The organism is Sediminibacterium roseum (assembly GCF_009939005.1).
GTDB lineage: Bacteria > Bacteroidota > Bacteroidia > Chitinophagales > Chitinophagaceae > Sediminibacterium > Sediminibacterium roseum.
The window spans coordinates 278,643-295,233 of record NZ_JAACJS010000015.1; the positions used below are offsets into that span (position 1 = coordinate 278,643).

The following is a 16,591-nucleotide window of genomic DNA, read 5'->3' on the forward strand; positions in this document are numbered from 1 at the left end:
AACATGTTAGCATATTTTATTGAAATTATAATTACTTTTTCTTGACCAGAACGTCCCATCTATTTCTTTCGCTCGTCTTTTTCTTTGTTGCCAGCATGTCATTTGCCCAAAAAGAACGTGCCGATGGAATGGGCACGCTCAATGATATAGCTCCGGAAAGCAACATTACGATCAACAACCCGGTTAACAAGACCGTGATCCAGATCAATCTGCCGGGCTCCGACCATCGTCCCGATCCCAAAAAGCAAACCTTAGTGATCTTCTTCGCCCTTCCCAACGGCAACAGCATTGAGTGGACCATGGGTAAACGGATGGAAGCCGGAGACGACTGGCACTACGATATCCAGCACATTGCCGCTCAAACCAGGTACATCAGGAAACAGATGGCCAACCACAACGTGATCGTTGCCTACCTGGCAAATGAACTCAAAAGCTGGCCGGCATGGAAAAGGCAACGGCCAGACGGGCCGCAGGAGATCAAACGGATCGTGGATTCAATTACAGGTATTTTTGCGGCGTACAAACCGAAAGTAATGCTGAACAGCCACAGCGGCGGCGGCAGTTTCCTGTTTGGCTATCTCGATGCGGTTGAACGGATCCCCGACCAGGTAGAAAGGATCGCATTTATTGACAGCGACTACGGTTACGAAGATTCGCTCCACAGCGCTAAACTGGCGAACTGGCTCAGGTCGTCCAAAAAACACTACCTGTCTGTACTGGCCTACAACGACAGCGTGGTGATCTACAACGGCAAACCACTGGTTAGTCCCGCAGGCGGCACCTGGTACAGGAGCAAAATGATGCAGCGGAAATTAAACGAATCCTTCCCGTTTACCAGCACGACTGATACGAGCTTTATAAATTACAGCGCATTATCAAATAGAATCGACATTCGATTGAAAACCAATCAAGAAGGTAAAATCTATCATACCGAACAGGTAGCCAGGAACGGGTTTATTCACACAGTGCTCGCCGGCACGCGTTATGCCCGGAAAGCGGGGTACGAATACTGGGGCGAAAGGGTTTATAAGGATCTTATACTACCATCAACCAACTGATACTCAATTAAAGAAACAAGGTTACCTGAACTTTTCAACCTTCTCATCTCCCGTTATATCACCGCCACTCCTTATCTGTAGCTGGATGCTGGTGATCCATTCGTTGCAATGGCGGTTGAAGAGGTGTTCGTTCACGGCATTGATCACCTTCATCACTTCTTCATATGTACCCTCTACTACGGTTGCAAAAGGGCCGATCTCGTATTTAATGCCGGCGTTTTGGATGATGGCAATAGCTTCGTCCACCCATTCGTAGGGGTGCCTGTCCTGTACAACCGGCAGGATCTGGATGGACGCGTTTACGATATACTGGTGCATAATGGTTACAATTCTGTTACTTCAACCACCGCGTCGAGGTTCAGCGCGCCATGGATGTGTGGGAAAACTTCGTTGATGGAACCGGCCAGTTCAAAGATCAGCGGACGCTCCACCCTGCTCTTTTCGATTTTGAGTTTGAGCAGACCGGTCCGGCCCTTGTAATATCTTTCAAGTACCCCGGCTACCTGTGGTTCGGTACTGCAATGGATGAATCCTTCCGTTGCCAAAGTATCGGAGTCGTAATGACCCAGTTGCTGCGCTTCCGCCCATTGTTCGCGGGTGGTAATGTGGTATATGTAATCTGATTCCATTTGTGTTTTTGAGTTGTGATAAATTATTGTGCGGGAACGGTGTGAGAACGAAATCGATTAAAGATCCCGATTCTTCATTTAGGGCTCCCGTTTACGGTTAACGCTCCATCACCGGTTTGATCCGCTGCGCCAGCAGCATCAGGTCTGCCAGCACCATTGCCGTAACGGCTTCCAGAATCACCGGAACGCGGAGGGCGATGCAGAGATCGTGGCGGCCTTTGACCGAAAATGGTTCCACCTGGTTGGTTTCGCTGTTCCAGGTATTCTGTTCTTTGGGTGTAGATGAAGTGGGTTTGATGGCGACGCGGTATACCAGTTCATTTCCATTGGTGATGCCGCCTACTATGCCGCCGGCATGGTTGGTCCTGGTTTTACCGGTTTCATCTTCGATCGCATCGTTGTGTTCCACGCCGAACATCCTGGCTGCCGCGAAACCCGCCCCGAATTCTACCCCCTTTACCGCCGGTATGGCAAAAACCGCATGTGCAAGAAGGGATTCTACCGAGTCGAAGAAGTGCTCTCCCAGTCCAACAGGCAGCCCATTCACCCTGCATTCCACGATTCCCCCAATGCTGTCTTTGGCCTCGATGGCTTTATCGAGTCCTTTTTCAAGATCGGCCTCGCCACCGATCTCCAGTATGGTTGATGCTACATTAATTCCTTTCAACAATTTCTTGGCTACTACCCCCACGGCAACAAGACACACGGTAAGTCTTCCGCTGAAGTGCCCGCCGCCCCTGAAATCTTCAAACCCGCCGTATTTGGCATGCGCCGTAAAATCTGCGTGCCCGGGGCGGGGTGTTGCGCGGTGCTTTTCGTAATCGCCGCTACGGGTATTTTTGTTTTCGAAAAGGATGGTCAGTGGTGCACCGGTGGTGTGGCCATTAAAAAGCCCTGATTTAAACAGCGGAACATCGTCTTCCTTGCGTGGCGTGGTTCCCCGCTGAACGCCACCTTTCCGGCGCTCGATGTCAACAAGAAAATCTTCTGCGCTTAATGGCAGTCCTGCCGGGCAACCATCAATCGTTACCCCCACACACTCACCATGCGATTCGCCAAAAATAGTAACCCGGAATATGCGGCCAAAATTGTTCAAGATTGTCGTTTTTGTGGTTGTCGTTTTTGTGGTTGTCGGCTTGTTTGTTATCAGTAACTAATCCCCTTTCCCCACCAATTAGTAATTAGTAATTACACTCACTTTCGCTCCTAATTTCTTCAAATGCTCATAGAAATCAGGGTATGATTTATTGATCGCGTCTGCTTCTTCTATGGTTACGTTGCCGCCGGCCCTCAATCCGGCCACCGCGCATGCCATGGCGATGCGGTGGTCGTGGTGCGAGTGCGTGGTGGCCCCCTTTAATAAGGTGCCGCCCTTTACAAGCATGAGATCGTCCTGCAGCGTTATTTCGATCCCCAATTTAGCAAACTCTTCCTGCAATGTGAGGGCGCGGTTGCTTTCTTTGTGGGTGAGGCGGTTTACTCCTTCGATCACCGTTGTTCCATCGCAGTACGCTGCGAGGGCAACGAGGGGTGGAAACAGGTCCGGGCAATCGTTCGCATTAAAATGAAACGCTTTCAACGAGGGCATCGGCCCGATATCAATCTGGCCGGGTTCGATGGATAAAACGCAGCCGCAATCCATGAGCGCCTGTAACACGGCTTTGTCGGCCTGCGTCGAAAACACATCCAGCCCTTTTACTGTGATGGGCCCCGCGATGGCACCCGCTACGAGCAGGAATGCCGCGCCGCTCCAATCGCCTTCCACTGTATATTTCTGAACAGCTGCCTTTTGTGCCTTGTTACCATTGAAAGAGAAACGTTCGTGGTTGTGGTTCACCACATCCCATCCAAAATGTTTCATCACCTGCAGGGTCAGGTCGATGTAAGGTTTGCTTTTGAGATCCTTTACCGTTATGGCAACCCCATCGGCGCCCGCGGCGCCATAGGCCATCAGCAGGCCGGTCAGGAATTGTGAGCTCAATGAGCCGTCTACTTCAATATCGGCCGGTTGCAGGGGGCCCTGTATCTGCAGGGGGAGCCTGCCGTTTTGCGACTGCACCTTTACACCAAGTTTTGGCAGGATCTCATCAAAAAAATCCATCGGCCGTGTGAGCAGGCTGCCTTTGCCCGTGAGTGTGATCTGTTTTTTACTGAGCGCCGCGATGGGTGTAAACATGCGTATACCGAGCCCGCTCTCTCCACAATTCACTTCGTTGTTTTTAGGATCGATGCCGGCAGACCTGATCACCAGGTTTCCATCCGCATCTTCTTCAACGGATGCGCCAAGTTTCTGTATCACATCGATGGCAGCCAGGTCGTCATTGCTTTTGCCCGGGTTTACCAAAACGGTTTCACCCGGTGTAAGCAGCGCCGCCGCGCATGCCCGCTGCATACTGCTTTTACTGGCCGCTGCGTGAATGGTGCCTGAAAGCTGTGAGGGATGTATCGTGACTACCATAATGTCTGGTCAAATATGATTTATAGATTGGATCGCAAATGATCAATCACCCGGGGACCATCAACCGTTGAGGTTTGCATTTCTTATGGCCTCCCCCCGATCACACAATAACTCATTTGAAATCTGAACGCAACAATTCCTGTAACTGAACAAGCAGGAGCGGTTGTATCACCCCCTTCCCTATCTTTTGCAACAGGATATAATTGATGCTTACATTGTCTTTTTTCTTATCCTTCATCAGCACCTTGAACGCCTGCTTTCCGTCGAATTCGGCATAGGTTGGAAGGCCGTATTTGTGGAGAAGTGCAATGACCTCTTCCGCCCCGGAAAAATGTTTGAGCTGCTGCGACATCAGCGCAGCATACGTCATACCGATGCTGATCGCCTGTCCATGACTTAACTCGTACATGTTCTCAATGGCATGGCCGAGTGTGTGGCCGTAGTTAAGCAGTTTTCTTTCGCCCTGTTCAAACTCATCTGCCACTACTACTTTGGTTTTGAGCAGTGCATTTTTCTGGATCAGCGCCGCAAGCAGTTTTTTGTCTTTCCGGAAATCAGCCAATGTATGCTGTTGCAGGTGCCTGAACATTGCGGCATCTTTGATGCACGCATGCTTGATGATCTCTGCAAACCCGTTCTGCCATTCGTTCCTGGGCAACGACTGCAGGAAAGAAATATCATACAAGAGGAACGATGGCTGCCTGATCAGTCCCACCATGTTTTTATACACACCTACATCTATCCCATTCTTCCCGCCGATCGATGCATCTACCATAGCGAGCAGTGAAGTGGGTACGAGGCCAAAACGGATGCCGCGCATGTAAATGCCCGCCACATAGCCCGTTATGTCTGTAACCACGCCCCCGCCCACACCAACAAGTGTTGTTTTCCTGTCGGCACCCATTTCAATCAGCTGGTCGATGATCACATCCACCGTTTGCTGCACTTTGTATTCCTCGCCTGGTTTGAGAACGATCGTGTTCCAGCCCTTGAATTTCTTTTTGTGCTTCGCGAAGACATGGTCGTCTGTAATTACCACGGTGGATTCTTTTGATGCCAATTTTTCCAGGTAAGAAAAATCAGCATCAAAAAAATAATCAACAGAGGCAGTAGAAAAGGAGAAGCTCTTTTTTTTCATGATCTCGTAACAACCCTCCACCCTGGTGAGGGGTTGGAAGGGTTTTAGCTGTTCATGATCTTGTTCTGGTGGTTAATGCTTTCCATGTGAACCGCATCGAAATACTTGGTCACAAATTCTTTGCTCAGTCCCAGTTTATCTCCTTTTGCAAACGCCCTTTCGAGAATGCTGTTCCAGCGGTTTGTTTGCAGGATGGTGATGTTGTTGTCTTTTTTATACTTACCGATGTTCTCTGCAACCTTCATGCGCTGCCCGAGTATCTGCATCAGTTCATCGTCGAGGTTATTGATCTGCTGGCGGAGTTTTTCGAGTGCGGCATGGTATTCTTCCGATGCGCTGTCTTCTGTTCTCCAGCGGATGTTGCTGATCATTTCTCCCAGTACTTCTGGTGTGATCTGTTGTTTGGCATCGCTCCACGCATTGTCTGGGTCTATGTGGCTCTCTACGATCAATCCGTCGAAATCAAGATCGATCGCTGTCTGCGCCACTTCCTGCAGTATATCCCTGCGGCCGCAGATGTGTGAAGGGTCGTTGATCATCAGCAGTTCGGGGTAGCGGCGCTTCATTTCGATGGCGAGGTGCCACATCGGTGCGTTCCTGTATTCTGTATTTCCGTATGAGCTGAAGCCGCGGTGTATAAGCCCTACATCTTTGATGCCGGCTTTCTGTACGCGTTCCATCGCACCGATCCACAATTCAAGATCCGGGTTAATGGGGTTTTTGATGAGCACCGGCACATCTACGCCACGCAACGCATCCGCCACTTCCTGTACACTGAACGGGTTCACCGTGGTACGCGCGCCGATCCACAAAACATCCACATCAAAATGCAATGCGTCCTCTACCTGTTTGCCGGTGGCCACTTCAACCGCAACAGGAAGCCCTGATGCTTTTCTTGCCTGCTGTAACCATGGCAAACCTTTGGTACCAATGCCCTCGAAACTGCCGGGGCGGGTACGTGGTTTCCAGATCCCTGCACGAAGGATGTCTACTTTGCCGGTGGCCGCCAAACGCATGGCCGTTTGCATTACCTGTTCTTCGGTCTCCGCACTGCACGGCCCCGAAATGATGAGCGGGCGCTTTTTCAGCAAGTCCGCTGTTGGTGTTTTCTGTTCGATTGCTTGTTCCATATAATAATTAGTAATTAAGAATTAATAATTAATAATTGAGTTTGGAGTTCGCGCCTGGTAATAAAAACAGGCATAGTAATTACTAATTATCAATTACTAATTATTAATTACAGTTATTCTCCTCTTCTCGGTTTTTTCGAAAATCCTGCCGGTCCGCCGCTGTCCGCATCGTTCATCCTGATCCTTCTTCCTTTGTAGCTTTTGCCATCGAGTGAACGGATCATCTGCTGTGCCGCGCCTTTTTCTATCTCGATCCAGCTGTTCATGTCTTTCATATCGATCCTGCCCAGCGCGTCTTTCTTAAGGTCACTCATATCGAGAATGAACTGTAAGAAACTTGCCTTGAAGAACCCGTCTTTTGTTCCCAGGTTCACAAACAAACGGCTGTAACCACCACCGCCGCGTGAATACTCCTTGCGGCTGTCTCCACGTCCGCCCGCTTGCCTGTCGCTCCTGTCGTCCCTTCTTTTTGTGTCTCCGCGCTCGTTGAAATCTTTTTTGGAACGTTCCCTTACATTCAGGTCCTCTGAATTTTCATAGTACTTAAGGAAACGGTCAAACTCCATTGCGGCTACCCTTTTCAGCACATCTTCCTTGCTCACTTCTGCAAATTTTTCCGCGAGCATGGGAACGTATGTTTCATAGTCGCCGTGGCTGATGTCGGCCGACAGCAACTTATCCATAAACGCAAAGAACTGTTTCCTGCACACATCTTTTCCGCTTGGTATATCCAGTTTATGGAACTGCGAGTTGTTGATGCGTTCGATCTGTTTGAATTTGTACATCTCTTTCGCGTGAACGATCGAGATACAGATCCCCTGCAAACCTGCACGTCCCGTACGCCCACTGCGGTGTGTATATACTTCAACATCATCGGGCAACTCGTAGTTGATCACATGCGTGATGCCCTGTACATCGATACCACGTGCCGCCACATCTGTGGCGATCAGCAACTGCAGGCTCTTGTCGCGGAACTGGCCCATTACGCGGTCGCGCTGCTGCTGCGTAAGATCGCCGTGCAATGCGTCGATATCGTATCCTTCCCTGGTCAGACGCTCGGAAATTTCCTGTGCGTCAATTTTTGTTCTTGTGAAGATGATACCATAAATGCCCGGGTTGAAATCGATGATCCGCTTCAATGTTTCATAGCGGTGTTGCGCCGTGGTAACATAGTATTGGTGATCGATGTTCTTGTTCGCGGTATTCACTTTGCCTACCGTTACTTCTTTCGGGTCGTTCATGTACTTCTTGCTCACCTTCCTGATCTCCGGTGGCATGGTGGCACTGAACAGCCATGTGCTTTCGCGCTGTGGCGTGTTCTTTAAGATGAATTCGATATCATCCTGGAAACCCATGTTCAGCATCTCATCTGCCTCATCGAGCACCACGTATTTTATTTCGCCCAGGTTGATCGCCTTTCTTTCGATGAGGTCGATCAAACGTCCCGGTGTAGCCACTACGATCTGCACACCTCTTTTCAGGTCACGGATCTGTAAACCGATAGAAGCGCCACCATACACAGCCACTACCGAAACACCAGTCATGTATTTTTTAAAGAGCTCGATTTCTTTTACGATCTGCAAGCAGAGTTCCCTTGTGGGACAAACCACGAGCGCCTGCGGATGCTTGGCCGCTGCGTCGATCACATGCAGCAAAGGCAGGCCGAATGCGGCTGTCTTTCCTGTTCCTGTTTGCGCCAGGCCTATAAAGTCCCTGGTGCCGCTCAGCAATACCGGTATTGCCTGTTCCTGTATCGGAGTCGGGTTCACATACCCCAACTCATCCGTTGCCTGAATCAATCTAGCATCAATTCCCAACGCTTCAAATGTCGTCATGTATTAAAATTTGCGGCAAAGGTACTGTTTTAAAGGCACAAGCTGCAAGCCACGGGTGACAAGCTTTTCCGCGGATCGCAGGCCGTTGATCGGTAAGGAAACTCCAATATTGCCGATTGTTCATTCCCGGGCCACGATTTGCGACCGATCACTTTAAAATTCTCCTGATGCCGTTTGCATTTTCTATCAATTCCTGTAAATATTCATAATTCTCCTTTTCAAGGCACGCTTTGAACTTCCTGAGCTGCGCGATGTGTTCGTTGAGCACGTCGAGCACATTTTCCTTGTTCTGCATGAAGATGGGCACCCACATGGCCGGGTTGCTTTTTGCCAGGCGCACGGTACTTTCAAAACCACCACTCGCCAGTTCAAAAATGGCATCGCCTTCTTTTTCCTTCTCCAGCACCGTATTGGCCAGGGCAAACGAGGTAATGTGCGATATATGGCTCACATACGCCACGTGCACATCATGGTCGGCCGCATTCATGTATACGATGTGCATGCCCAGCAATCCATATACTTTTTCAACCAGCTCCACGGCATCTGCGTCGCTGTCTTCTTTATTGCAGATCACGGTTGCCTTTCCGGTGAAAGCGCCCCTGACCGCTGCTTCCGGGCCGCTGTATTCCGTTCCCCACATCGGGTGCGTGGCAACAAACCTGCCGCGGTTGGTGTTCCGGGATGCGGCTTCGCAGATGATCTTCTTGGTAGAGCCCACATCCATTACCACCTGTTTACCTGCCAGCTTCATCACCTGCGGCAACAACGTTTCTGCGGCATTGATGGGTGTTGCAAGGATCACGAGCCCCGACTGTGCAACCGCTTCTTCCAATGGAAGCAACTCATCCACCAACCCCAACTCCAATGCCCTTGCACCGTGCGCCGGACTGGCATCCACGCCAATGATCCGCTCCGCAAAACCCGCCCCACGCAATGCGATCGCCATTGAACCACCGATGAGGCCGGTACCGATTATTGTTATGTCCATCTGTATAATTAGGAATTAGTAATTAGGAATTAGGAATTGGATTTGATTTTTACTTTTGTTTCTCATCGCCGTAATAACTAGCAATTATTAATTATTAATTCCTAATTACTAATTATTCTCGTTTTCGCTTCCTCAAACCGCTCCACGCTTCCACACAAACTCACGCGTATATACTGGTCTCCGGCAGAACCGAAAATTCCGCCGGGGGTGATGAATACGTTCGAGTTGTACAGCACTTCATCGCTCAGCGCATAACCATCTTTGTAAGTAGACGGGATCTTTGCCCATACGAACATGCCAACCTGTGTTTTTGAAAATCCGCATTTGAGCAGGCTGAGCAGTTCGAAAACCTTTTCCCTTCTTTCGGCATAAATTGAATTGATGTGATCGTACCATTCCTGCCCAAGCGATAAAGCCGTTGCTGCCGCGAGTTGTACGGGAAGGAACATGCCGCTGTCCATATTACTTTTGAAACGGATGATCTCATCGATCCTTTCTTTGGCCGCACACAGCATTCCTACGCGCCATCCTGCCATGTTCTGGCTCTTGCTCAATGAATTCAATTCTATTACAATGTCTTTCGCACCATCCATACACAACAGGCTCTCCGGCTTTTTGTTAAGGATGAAGCTGTAAGGATTATCATGGCAAACCAGGATATTGTGTTTTTTTCCAAACGCGATGATCTTTTCGAACAATGCTTTCGTTGGCGCCTGGCCGGTTGGCATATGCGGGTAATTTACCCAGAGCAGCTTTACCTTGCTGAGGTCTGTTTTTTCGAGCGCATCAAAATCCGGTGCCCACCCGTTTTCTTCTTTCAATTCATAGGGAACCGCTGTACCGCCCGCCAGTTTCACCGCGCTGCTGTAAGTGGGATAGCCGGGGTTCGGGATCAACGCCTGGTCGCCCTCGTCCAGGTAAGTCATGCAGATGTGCATGATGCCTTCTTTGCTCCCGATCAACGGTAATATCTCCGTATCAGGATCCAGTGAAACTTCGTACCATTTTTCATACCAGCCGGCGATCGCTTTGCGCAACACAGGCGAGCCCTTGTAGTTCTGGTAAGCGTGGGTATTGGGCTTGGCGGCTTCCTCTGCAAGCACTTTTACAACATCGGGGTGTGGCGGCAGGTCTGGACTGCCAATACCAAGGTTGATGATGTTTTTGCCCTGCTTATTCAGCTCATCGATCTCCCTTAACTTCTGCGAAAAATAATATTCGCCGATGCCGTCGAGTCTTTTGGAAGTGGTTACTTTCATGATCATCCTTTTACAACTTTTCCTTTTTTATAGATGCCGAACATTTTAACGTTGTTGGTAAGCGATGCGATCGATGTCATCACTTTATCGAGTTGCCTGCGCGAGTCGAATTCCATATCGGCGTAGAAACCGTATTTGAAATTGCTGCCCGGTATGGGCATGCTCTGCAGTTTGCTGAGGTTTACGCCGCCGGCGGCGATCATGGTCAGCACTTTGGCCAGTATCCCCTTTGAGTGATCTGTCTGGAAGTAAAGAGAGGCCTTGTCTGCGTTCTCTACCTCTTTTGCTTCTTTCTCTCTTTGCAGTACGAGAAAGCGCGTAACATTGTTCTTCATCGTCTGGATATCCGGCGCGACGATGTCCATCTCGTACAATTCTGCTGCGAGTTTGCTGGCGATCGCTGCCGCGTGTTTGCTGCGGTTGCGGTGAATGTGTTTTGCGCTGAGCGCCGTGTCTTCTGTTTCAACCAGTTTCCATTCGTTCTTCTCCAAAAAATCGAGGCACTGGAGGATCGCCATCGGGTGGCTGTGCACTTCTTTGATGTCGTCCAGTTTCACCCCGCGGTTCACCATCAGGTTCTGGCTGATGGATAGATAGACTTCGCCTACCACTTTAAGGTTGCTTTTCTGCAGCAGGTTATAGTTGGGTAAAATGCTGCCGGCGATGGAGTTTTCGATGGCCATCACGCCGCCCGCGGCTAATTTTTTATCCGAAGAAACCTTAACCAGTTCGCGAAAAGTATCGCAAGGGATTACGTCAACCTGTTTGCCAAAAAAATAACGCGCGGCCACCTGGTGAAAAGAACCCTCGTAACCCTGGATGCAGATACCGCCTCCTTTTGCAGGATTACCGGGAAGATGTTCGTTGTTGGAAGCAGGCGTCATGTTTTGGTTTTGTTTGTGGTTTGCCGTTCTTGTTTCTACGGGCCTTTGATCCGCTGTTCATGGCCCAAACGAAAAATCCCGGCCTTTCGGGCCGGGATTCTCAATTTGTTTTTAGCTTTTTTTATGCTTTGGCAAATACTACCCGGCTTCTTTTTTCAAAGAAGTAATAAAAGAAAAAGTAGAAAGTATTTGCGATGGTTGTTTTCATTATGAGTTCAAATGTAGTTGCAAAATCATTCCCGCCAAAAAAAATTAAGCTAACGTTAGTTAACCCGGATATTGCTTCGGCAGATTAGATTACCCAGGCCAAAGACTGCACGGGAGCGCCGGGCAAAAAAAAAGCCCCTCCGTGGAAACGGAGCGGCCTCTAACGATTGCTTGCCATATGAAAAAAGTTTGAATAAGCTGTGTACGACCGGCAAGCAAGGTCCACCTCATATCACTCTACACTTCGCTCTGAAAATTCTTAGTGTTTTGCAGTAGTATCTGCACCTTTCAATGAATCTGGAACCATTTGAGCAGCATTTGCTGAATCTTTAGAAGCAGCAGCTTTCAGGCTGTCGGCAACTCTTGCAGAGTCAGCAGCAGCGTTTTCGTTTTTACCAGAGTTGCAAGAAGCAACGATTGCGCCAAGGGCCAATACAAATAACAGCTTTTTCATTTTGTTTTGTTTTTTGTGAGTGAATTTAAACTTAATACCGGGTGGAGCTAAAAGGTAACCCGGCAACCTGGAAATTTTTTTAAAGTTTATTTTAAGGGGCTTTTTGGGTTACTTTTACCCACTTCCACGTATTAAATGCACAACCGATAGTGAAAGCTGATACAACAGAACAAGCATTGCTCAAAGGACTGGCACTGAACGATTCAAAGGCCATTGAGACGCTCTACAAGGAGAATTTTGCGATGGTTCAGGCTTTTATTCTCAATAACAACGGCTCTTACGACGATGCAAGGGATATTTTCCAGGAAGCGATGATCGCCCTGTACGAGAAGGCGCAAAGCGATTCGTTCGTGCTTACCAGCCAGATCAAGACCTATGTGTACTCGATCTGCCGGCGGCTCTGGCTCAAAAGACTGCAGCAGATGGGCAGGTACATGGGGAAAATGGAAAACATCGAAGAAACGGTAGCGGTGGAAGAAGACATCGAGATGCATGAAAAAAGGAACGCCGAATTCGCCATCATGGACCGCGCGATGAACAGCCTGGGGGAGCCCTGTAAAAGTTTACTGGAAGGATATTATATAAAAAAAATGGGGATGCAGGAACTGGCAGTGGAGTTTGGATACACCAATGCCGACAATGCAAAGAACCAGAAATACAAATGTTTGATGCGTTTGAAGAAATTGTTCTTCTCGCAATATAATATTGGAGACTAATATCATGGACGACATTTTACTCTTGGAAGCGATCGAACGGTACCTCAGCAACGATATGGATGCTGCCGAGCGCGCCTATTTTGAAACGCTCAGGAAAAATACGCCTGAAATAGACCAGATGGTTGTTGAACACAGCATGTTCCTTCACCAGATGGATATTTATTCTGTTCACCGCAACCTCAAGAACAGCCTCCAGGCTACACACGCCAAGCTCCTCGGGCGCGGCGAGATCAACGAGGGCGGCGAGCTTACCACCAAAGGAAGGGTGATCCAGCTCTGGAACAAGTACAAACGCGTTACCGCCATCGCAGCTTCTGTGGGTGGTGTGATCGCACTGGTGATCAGCGGGCTGATGGTCTACTTCGCACCGGTGGGCAACAGCCAGCTCGAACAGCTGAGCAGGGAAATGAACGCCGTAAAAGGTACCCTGGGTTACCTGAAAGCAGACGCGAAATCAGCAAAGAAAACGCCAAAGAACATCACTTTCGTGAGTGGCGGTTCAGGCTTCCTGATCGATACCAAAGGTTACATCGTTACCAATGCACACGTATTGAAAGGAACGGGAGCCGTGGTGGTGAACAGCAAGGGACAATCGTTCCAGGCTTCCATCATCAGCATCGATAAACAAAAGGACCTCGCGATCTTAAAGATCAGCGATGCGGAATATGTGCAGATGAAATCGCTCCCTTACGGCATCCGTAAATCGAGTGTAGACCTGAGCGAAGGCATCTTCACGCTCGGTTACCCGCGCAACGATATCGTGTACGGTGAGGGATACGTGAGCGCAAGAACCGGTTTTAATGGAGACACGCTCTCCTACCAGGTACAGATCAGCGCCAACCCGGGCAATTCAGGCGCACCGGTTTTCGACAACAGCGGTGAAGTGATCGGCATCATCAGCACGCGCCAGGCAGAGGCTGAAGGTGTTGCCTTCGCGATCAAATCGAAAAACATTTACCGCATGATCGAGGATCTGCGTGATGAAAACGACAGCACCCTCAAAAAGATCAAAATGCCTACACGTTCTTATTTGAGGGGTGTGGACAGGAAGCAGCAGATCGCCAAAGTGGAAGACTGCGTGTTCTATGTGAAAGCATACAACGATTAACAGCGAATCATTACAGTTGATTATATAGAATGGCCCCGTTCAGTTTGACCGGGGTTATTTTTTTGCGGCCCTTCTGATCCTTCTCCGTGATGCGCGGTTCACAAGGATCAGCACAACCGGTATCAGGAAGTAGATGTAATGCGAAACATTGAATACCCATTTTGAACCCTGCGGCAAAAGAGCGATCAACCCGCCCGCTAGAAACACCAGCGCCACACTTACTCCCCTGTAACGCGCCGTTTTTCTTGCTTCGGCATCGTGTGCAAGGTCTGAAAGGTTACGTTTCGGGCTGCTTACATACCTGTAGAGAAACACAAGCGCAAGCGCGATCATGAACAGGTTGAAACTGTAGATCGTCCATACCATGTGCAACCCACCGTAATGCGAGTTCAAGCCGCTTGTGAAAGGCACCAGCACGATCCAGAACAACATGTGAAGGTTTAGCCAGAGCAATGTATTGTTATAGCCGTTTACCTGGCCGAACAAACGGTGGTGGTTGGTCCAGAACTGCCCGATCACGGCGAAGCTGAGTATAAACCCGAAGAACTCGGGGCCCTTCTCCTTCAACGCGTGTGAAAGATCGGCGATGGTATCGGAAGAATGTTCGATTTGCGGCACCCTGATCTCGATCACCAGCAAAGTGATCGCGATCGCAAAAACTGCATCGCTGAATAAGATCAGCCGCTCGAGTTGAAATTGTTTCCGGTTTTCAAACAGGTCGTGGGATGGGTGCGACATACAGTTCTTGTTTTGTAAAATGAAAATACAACAAGCGAAGAGTTTGTTGTGTTTTTTTATAAAAAAAAGAGAGGCCGGGCCTCTCTTCAAGAAATCATTGATTACAATAGATCAGTACCACAAAATGTTTAACGCCATAACTGCGCCGGGTATTCTCCCTTGGCCACCAGTGCTTCCACACTTGCTTTCACGCCCGGGGCGTCTTCTTTATAGGTAACGCCGAACCATTTTGCAGAAGTAGGGATCACCTTCACATCGCCTTTACCCGATTCGATAAAATGTTTCATCGCAAGCGGAAGGAAAAACTCTGCCTTGGGTTCGTTGCCATGTTCGTCGAGGAACTTACCAAACTGTTCCTCGCACAGGTCTATAAAGCCCGGCGCAAAGCAGAGATAATTCATGCTCACAAGGCTGTCTTCCGAAACCTCATGGAGCCCATTTGCATCTTCATACGTGATCTTCCCGTCTGCATTGCGGAATATGCTGGTCCGCTCGTTGATGTCGGTAAGGTTGTTGTTCGCATCCACATCGCATACACCGCGGCTTACGCTTCCGTTATCGCTCAGGGTGTTCCTCAGTTCATAGCCGATGATGCTGTATGTTTTTTCGTTTACGTCTTTGGTTAAGAAATCGTAGGCCTTTACAAATGCATCGCGGCCGTAATAGTCGTCGGCATTGATCACCGCGAACGGTTCATTTACTTTTCCCTTGCAGCAAAGAACGGCATGCGCCGTACCCCATGGTTTGGTGCGCTCCGCGGGAATGGTTCTGCCGCCGGTGTACGCTTCGAGGTACTGGTAAACATAATCGGTTTCGATGCGTCCCTTCAATTTAGGTTCGAAGATGGCCTTGAAATTCTCAGCGAATTCTTCACGGATGATGAAAACGACTTTGCCAAATCCTGCCCTGATCGCGTCGTAAATTGAATAATCCATTATAGTTTCGCCACCGGGACCAAAAGATTCGATCTGTTTCATGCTTCCGTAACGGCTGGCCATTCCGGCCGCTAATATCACGAGTGTTGGTTTCATATTGTATTTTTAAGAATTGCGAAGCTAATTGTTTGCGCCGGGTTCTCAAACATTGAAATGCAGGAAAGTCTACAAAATATCAACGTTCAGCGCCTGCGCAGCTTCTCTGCAAAAGATATGCCCGTAGATGTGCTGCGCCTCGACCGCATCCATCCCGTTGTTTCGGGAAACAAATGGTTCAAACTGCAATTCTACCTGCAGGATGCCATCGCGCAGCAGAAAAATACCATTGCCACTTTCGGCGGCGCCTGGTCTAACCACATCGTTGCTGCCGCATTTGCCGCAAAGGCATCCGGGCTGCAAAGCATTGGATTCATTCGTGGTGACCAGCAGGTGGCGCGTGCGGAAACGCTGCAACAGGCTGCGGCTTACGGGATGAAGCTATCGTTTGTGGACCGCGAAACGTACCGCGACAAAGCATCGGTTATCAACGCCCATCCAGATCCCGGCATTTACTGGATCATGGAGGGCGGCTACGGCGAACTGGGTTCGAAAGGGGCGGCCGGTATTTTGTCTTCCGCAGATACCTCTTCTTACACGCATATCCTCTGCGCCGTGGGAACGGGCACGATGTTATCGGGTTTGGTGCGGGCCGCATTGCCAGGGCAAAACATCATGGGCATCAGCGTGCTCAAAAACAATTCCGGCATTGAGGCAGCAATACGTTCCTTGTTGGGCAGCGGGCAGCGGCACCAGCCATTTTCCATCAACCACGATTATCATTTTGGTGGTTATGCGAGGCACCCGGCAGAACTGATCCGGTTTATGATCGGGTTGTGGGAAACAGAACAGCTTCCAACAGATATCGTTTATACTTCAAAACTGCTTTTTGCGGCGAGGGACATGCTCCTCAAAAATCATTTCCCAATGCGGGCGCGGATTTTGCTTGTGCATAGTGGCGGATTGCAGGGTAATCATTCGTTGCCGCCCGGTACATTACCTTTTTTATAAGTTTTGA

At 49.3% G+C, this 16,591-nt stretch carries 17 protein-coding genes; 4 read left to right on the forward strand and 13 right to left on the reverse strand.

Annotated features, from left to right (window positions below):
• Positions 1-41: 41 nt before the first annotated feature.
• Positions 42-1,058: a hypothetical protein gene (locus GWC95_RS12305; RefSeq protein ID WP_161819029.1), complete on the forward strand. Its 1,017-nt coding sequence runs from the start codon at positions 42-44 to the stop codon at positions 1,056-1,058.
• Positions 1,059-1,079: 21 nt separating this feature from the next.
• Here GWC95_RS12305 and GWC95_RS12310 read toward each other — a convergent pair whose 3' ends face one another.
• The 11 genes from GWC95_RS12310 to GWC95_RS12360 form a co-directional block, all read right to left on the reverse strand.
• Positions 1,080-1,376, reverse strand: coding sequence for a thiamine-binding protein (locus tag GWC95_RS12310; RefSeq protein WP_161819030.1), 297 nt, complete (start codon positions 1,374-1,376; stop codon positions 1,080-1,082).
• Between the two features lie 5 nt (positions 1,377-1,381).
• A complete protein-coding gene (locus GWC95_RS12315; RefSeq protein ID WP_161819031.1) occupies positions 1,382-1,687 on the reverse strand; it encodes a DUF952 domain-containing protein in 306 nt (101 codons plus the stop codon).
• Positions 1,688-1,784: 97 nt separating this feature from the next.
• A complete protein-coding gene (locus GWC95_RS12320; protein WP_161819032.1) occupies positions 1,785-2,783 on the reverse strand; it encodes a chorismate synthase in 999 nt (332 codons plus the stop codon).
• Positions 2,784-2,861: 78 nt separating this feature from the next.
• Positions 2,862-4,145 carry a 3-phosphoshikimate 1-carboxyvinyltransferase gene (aroA, locus tag GWC95_RS12325; protein WP_161819033.1) on the reverse strand — a complete coding sequence of 428 codons (1,284 nt, stop codon included), beginning with the start codon at positions 4,143-4,145 and terminating at the stop codon, positions 2,862-2,864.
• A 112-nt stretch (positions 4,146-4,257) separates the two neighbouring features.
• Complete coding sequence (aroB, locus tag GWC95_RS12330) at positions 4,258-5,283, reverse strand: 3-dehydroquinate synthase (protein ID WP_161819034.1); 1,026 nt, start codon at positions 5,281-5,283, stop codon at positions 4,258-4,260.
• A 44-nt stretch (positions 5,284-5,327) separates the two neighbouring features.
• Positions 5,328-6,311 carry a chorismate mutase gene (locus GWC95_RS12335; protein ID WP_394351263.1) on the reverse strand — a complete coding sequence of 328 codons (984 nt, stop codon included), beginning with the start codon at positions 6,309-6,311 and terminating at the stop codon, positions 5,328-5,330.
• A gap of 215 nt (positions 6,312-6,526) precedes the next feature.
• Positions 6,527-8,248 (reverse strand): DEAD/DEAH box helicase, encoded by a 1,722-nt coding sequence (locus GWC95_RS12340; RefSeq protein WP_161819036.1) that lies wholly within the window; start codon positions 8,246-8,248, stop codon positions 6,527-6,529.
• A 148-nt stretch (positions 8,249-8,396) separates the two neighbouring features.
• Positions 8,397-9,236, reverse strand: a complete 840-nt coding sequence (locus GWC95_RS12345; RefSeq protein ID WP_161819037.1) for a prephenate dehydrogenase — start codon at positions 9,234-9,236, stop codon at positions 8,397-8,399.
• 101 nt (positions 9,237-9,337) lie between these two features.
• Positions 9,338-10,495 (reverse strand): pyridoxal phosphate-dependent aminotransferase, encoded by a 1,158-nt coding sequence (locus GWC95_RS12350; RefSeq protein ID WP_161819038.1) that lies wholly within the window; start codon positions 10,493-10,495, stop codon positions 9,338-9,340.
• Between the two features lie 2 nt (positions 10,496-10,497).
• On the reverse strand, positions 10,498-11,379 hold the full coding sequence (locus GWC95_RS12355; RefSeq protein WP_161819039.1) for a prephenate dehydratase: 882 nt from the start codon (positions 11,377-11,379) through the stop codon (positions 10,498-10,500).
• A 466-nt stretch (positions 11,380-11,845) separates the two neighbouring features.
• On the reverse strand, positions 11,846-12,040 hold the full coding sequence (locus GWC95_RS12360) for a hypothetical protein (protein WP_161819040.1): 195 nt from the start codon (positions 12,038-12,040) through the stop codon (positions 11,846-11,848).
• 149 nt (positions 12,041-12,189) lie between these two features.
• Here GWC95_RS12360 and GWC95_RS12365 point away from each other — a divergent pair, with 149 nt between their 5' ends.
• Both GWC95_RS12365 and GWC95_RS12370 read left to right on the forward strand, forming a co-directional pair.
• Positions 12,190-12,756 (forward strand): RNA polymerase sigma factor, encoded by a 567-nt coding sequence (locus GWC95_RS12365; RefSeq protein WP_161819041.1) that lies wholly within the window; start codon positions 12,190-12,192, stop codon positions 12,754-12,756.
• A 4-nt stretch (positions 12,757-12,760) separates the two neighbouring features.
• Positions 12,761-13,864: a S1C family serine protease gene (locus GWC95_RS12370; protein ID WP_202630284.1), complete on the forward strand. Its 1,104-nt coding sequence runs from the start codon at positions 12,761-12,763 to the stop codon at positions 13,862-13,864.
• A 54-nt stretch (positions 13,865-13,918) separates the two neighbouring features.
• Here GWC95_RS12370 and GWC95_RS12375 read toward each other — a convergent pair whose 3' ends face one another.
• A complete protein-coding gene (locus GWC95_RS12375; protein WP_161819042.1) occupies positions 13,919-14,602 on the reverse strand; it encodes a TMEM175 family protein in 684 nt (227 codons plus the stop codon).
• Between the two features lie 128 nt (positions 14,603-14,730).
• The gene (locus GWC95_RS12380) at positions 14,731-15,633 is read right to left on the reverse strand and encodes a glycosyltransferase family protein (RefSeq protein WP_161819043.1); all 903 of its coding nucleotides are present in this window, start codon (positions 15,631-15,633) and stop codon (positions 14,731-14,733) included.
• A 57-nt stretch (positions 15,634-15,690) separates the two neighbouring features.
• Between GWC95_RS12380 and GWC95_RS12385 the strand changes: the two genes are divergently transcribed.
• On the forward strand, positions 15,691-16,584 hold the full coding sequence (locus tag GWC95_RS12385) for a 1-aminocyclopropane-1-carboxylate deaminase/D-cysteine desulfhydrase (protein ID WP_161819044.1): 894 nt from the start codon (positions 15,691-15,693) through the stop codon (positions 16,582-16,584).
• The last annotated feature ends 7 nt before the right edge of the window (positions 16,585-16,591 follow it).

Excerpts from the sequence above, each read along its gene's own strand:
- GWC95_RS12335 (WP_394351263.1), bottom strand. The coding sequence starts at position 6,311 with ATGCAAACGGCCATGCGTTTGGCGGCCACCGGCAAAGTAGACATCCTT.
- GWC95_RS12380 (WP_161819043.1), bottom strand. The coding sequence starts at position 15,633 with ATGAAACCAACACTCGTGATATTAGCGGCCGGAATGGCCAGCCGTTAC.
- GWC95_RS12350 (WP_161819038.1), bottom strand. The coding sequence starts at position 10,495 with ATGAAAGTAACCACTTCCAAAAGACTCGACGGCATCGGCGAATATTAT.
- GWC95_RS12360 (WP_161819040.1), bottom strand. The coding sequence starts at position 12,040 with ATGAAAAAGCTGTTATTTGTATTGGCCCTTGGCGCAATCGTTGCTTCT.
- GWC95_RS12315 (WP_161819031.1), bottom strand. The coding sequence starts at position 1,687 with ATGGAATCAGATTACATATACCACATTACCACCCGCGAACAATGGGCG.
- GWC95_RS12355 (WP_161819039.1), bottom strand. The coding sequence starts at position 11,379 with ATGACGCCTGCTTCCAACAACGAACATCTTCCCGGTAATCCTGCAAAA.
- aroB (WP_161819034.1), bottom strand. The coding sequence starts at position 5,283 with ATGAAAAAAAAGAGCTTCTCCTTTTCTACTGCCTCTGTTGATTATTTT.
- GWC95_RS12375 (WP_161819042.1), bottom strand. The coding sequence starts at position 14,602 with ATGTCGCACCCATCCCACGACCTGTTTGAAAACCGGAAACAATTTCAA.
- GWC95_RS12370 (WP_202630284.1), top strand. The coding sequence starts at position 12,761 with ATGGACGACATTTTACTCTTGGAAGCGATCGAACGGTACCTCAGCAAC.
- GWC95_RS12385 (WP_161819044.1), top strand. The coding sequence starts at position 15,691 with ATGCAGGAAAGTCTACAAAATATCAACGTTCAGCGCCTGCGCAGCTTC.
- GWC95_RS12345 (WP_161819037.1), bottom strand. The coding sequence starts at position 9,236 with ATGGACATAACAATAATCGGTACCGGCCTCATCGGTGGTTCAATGGCG.
- GWC95_RS12340 (WP_161819036.1), bottom strand. The coding sequence starts at position 8,248 with ATGACGACATTTGAAGCGTTGGGAATTGATGCTAGATTGATTCAGGCA.
- GWC95_RS12310 (WP_161819030.1), bottom strand. The coding sequence starts at position 1,376 with ATGCACCAGTATATCGTAAACGCGTCCATCCAGATCCTGCCGGTTGTA.
- aroA (WP_161819033.1), bottom strand. The coding sequence starts at position 4,145 with ATGGTAGTCACGATACATCCCTCACAGCTTTCAGGCACCATTCACGCA.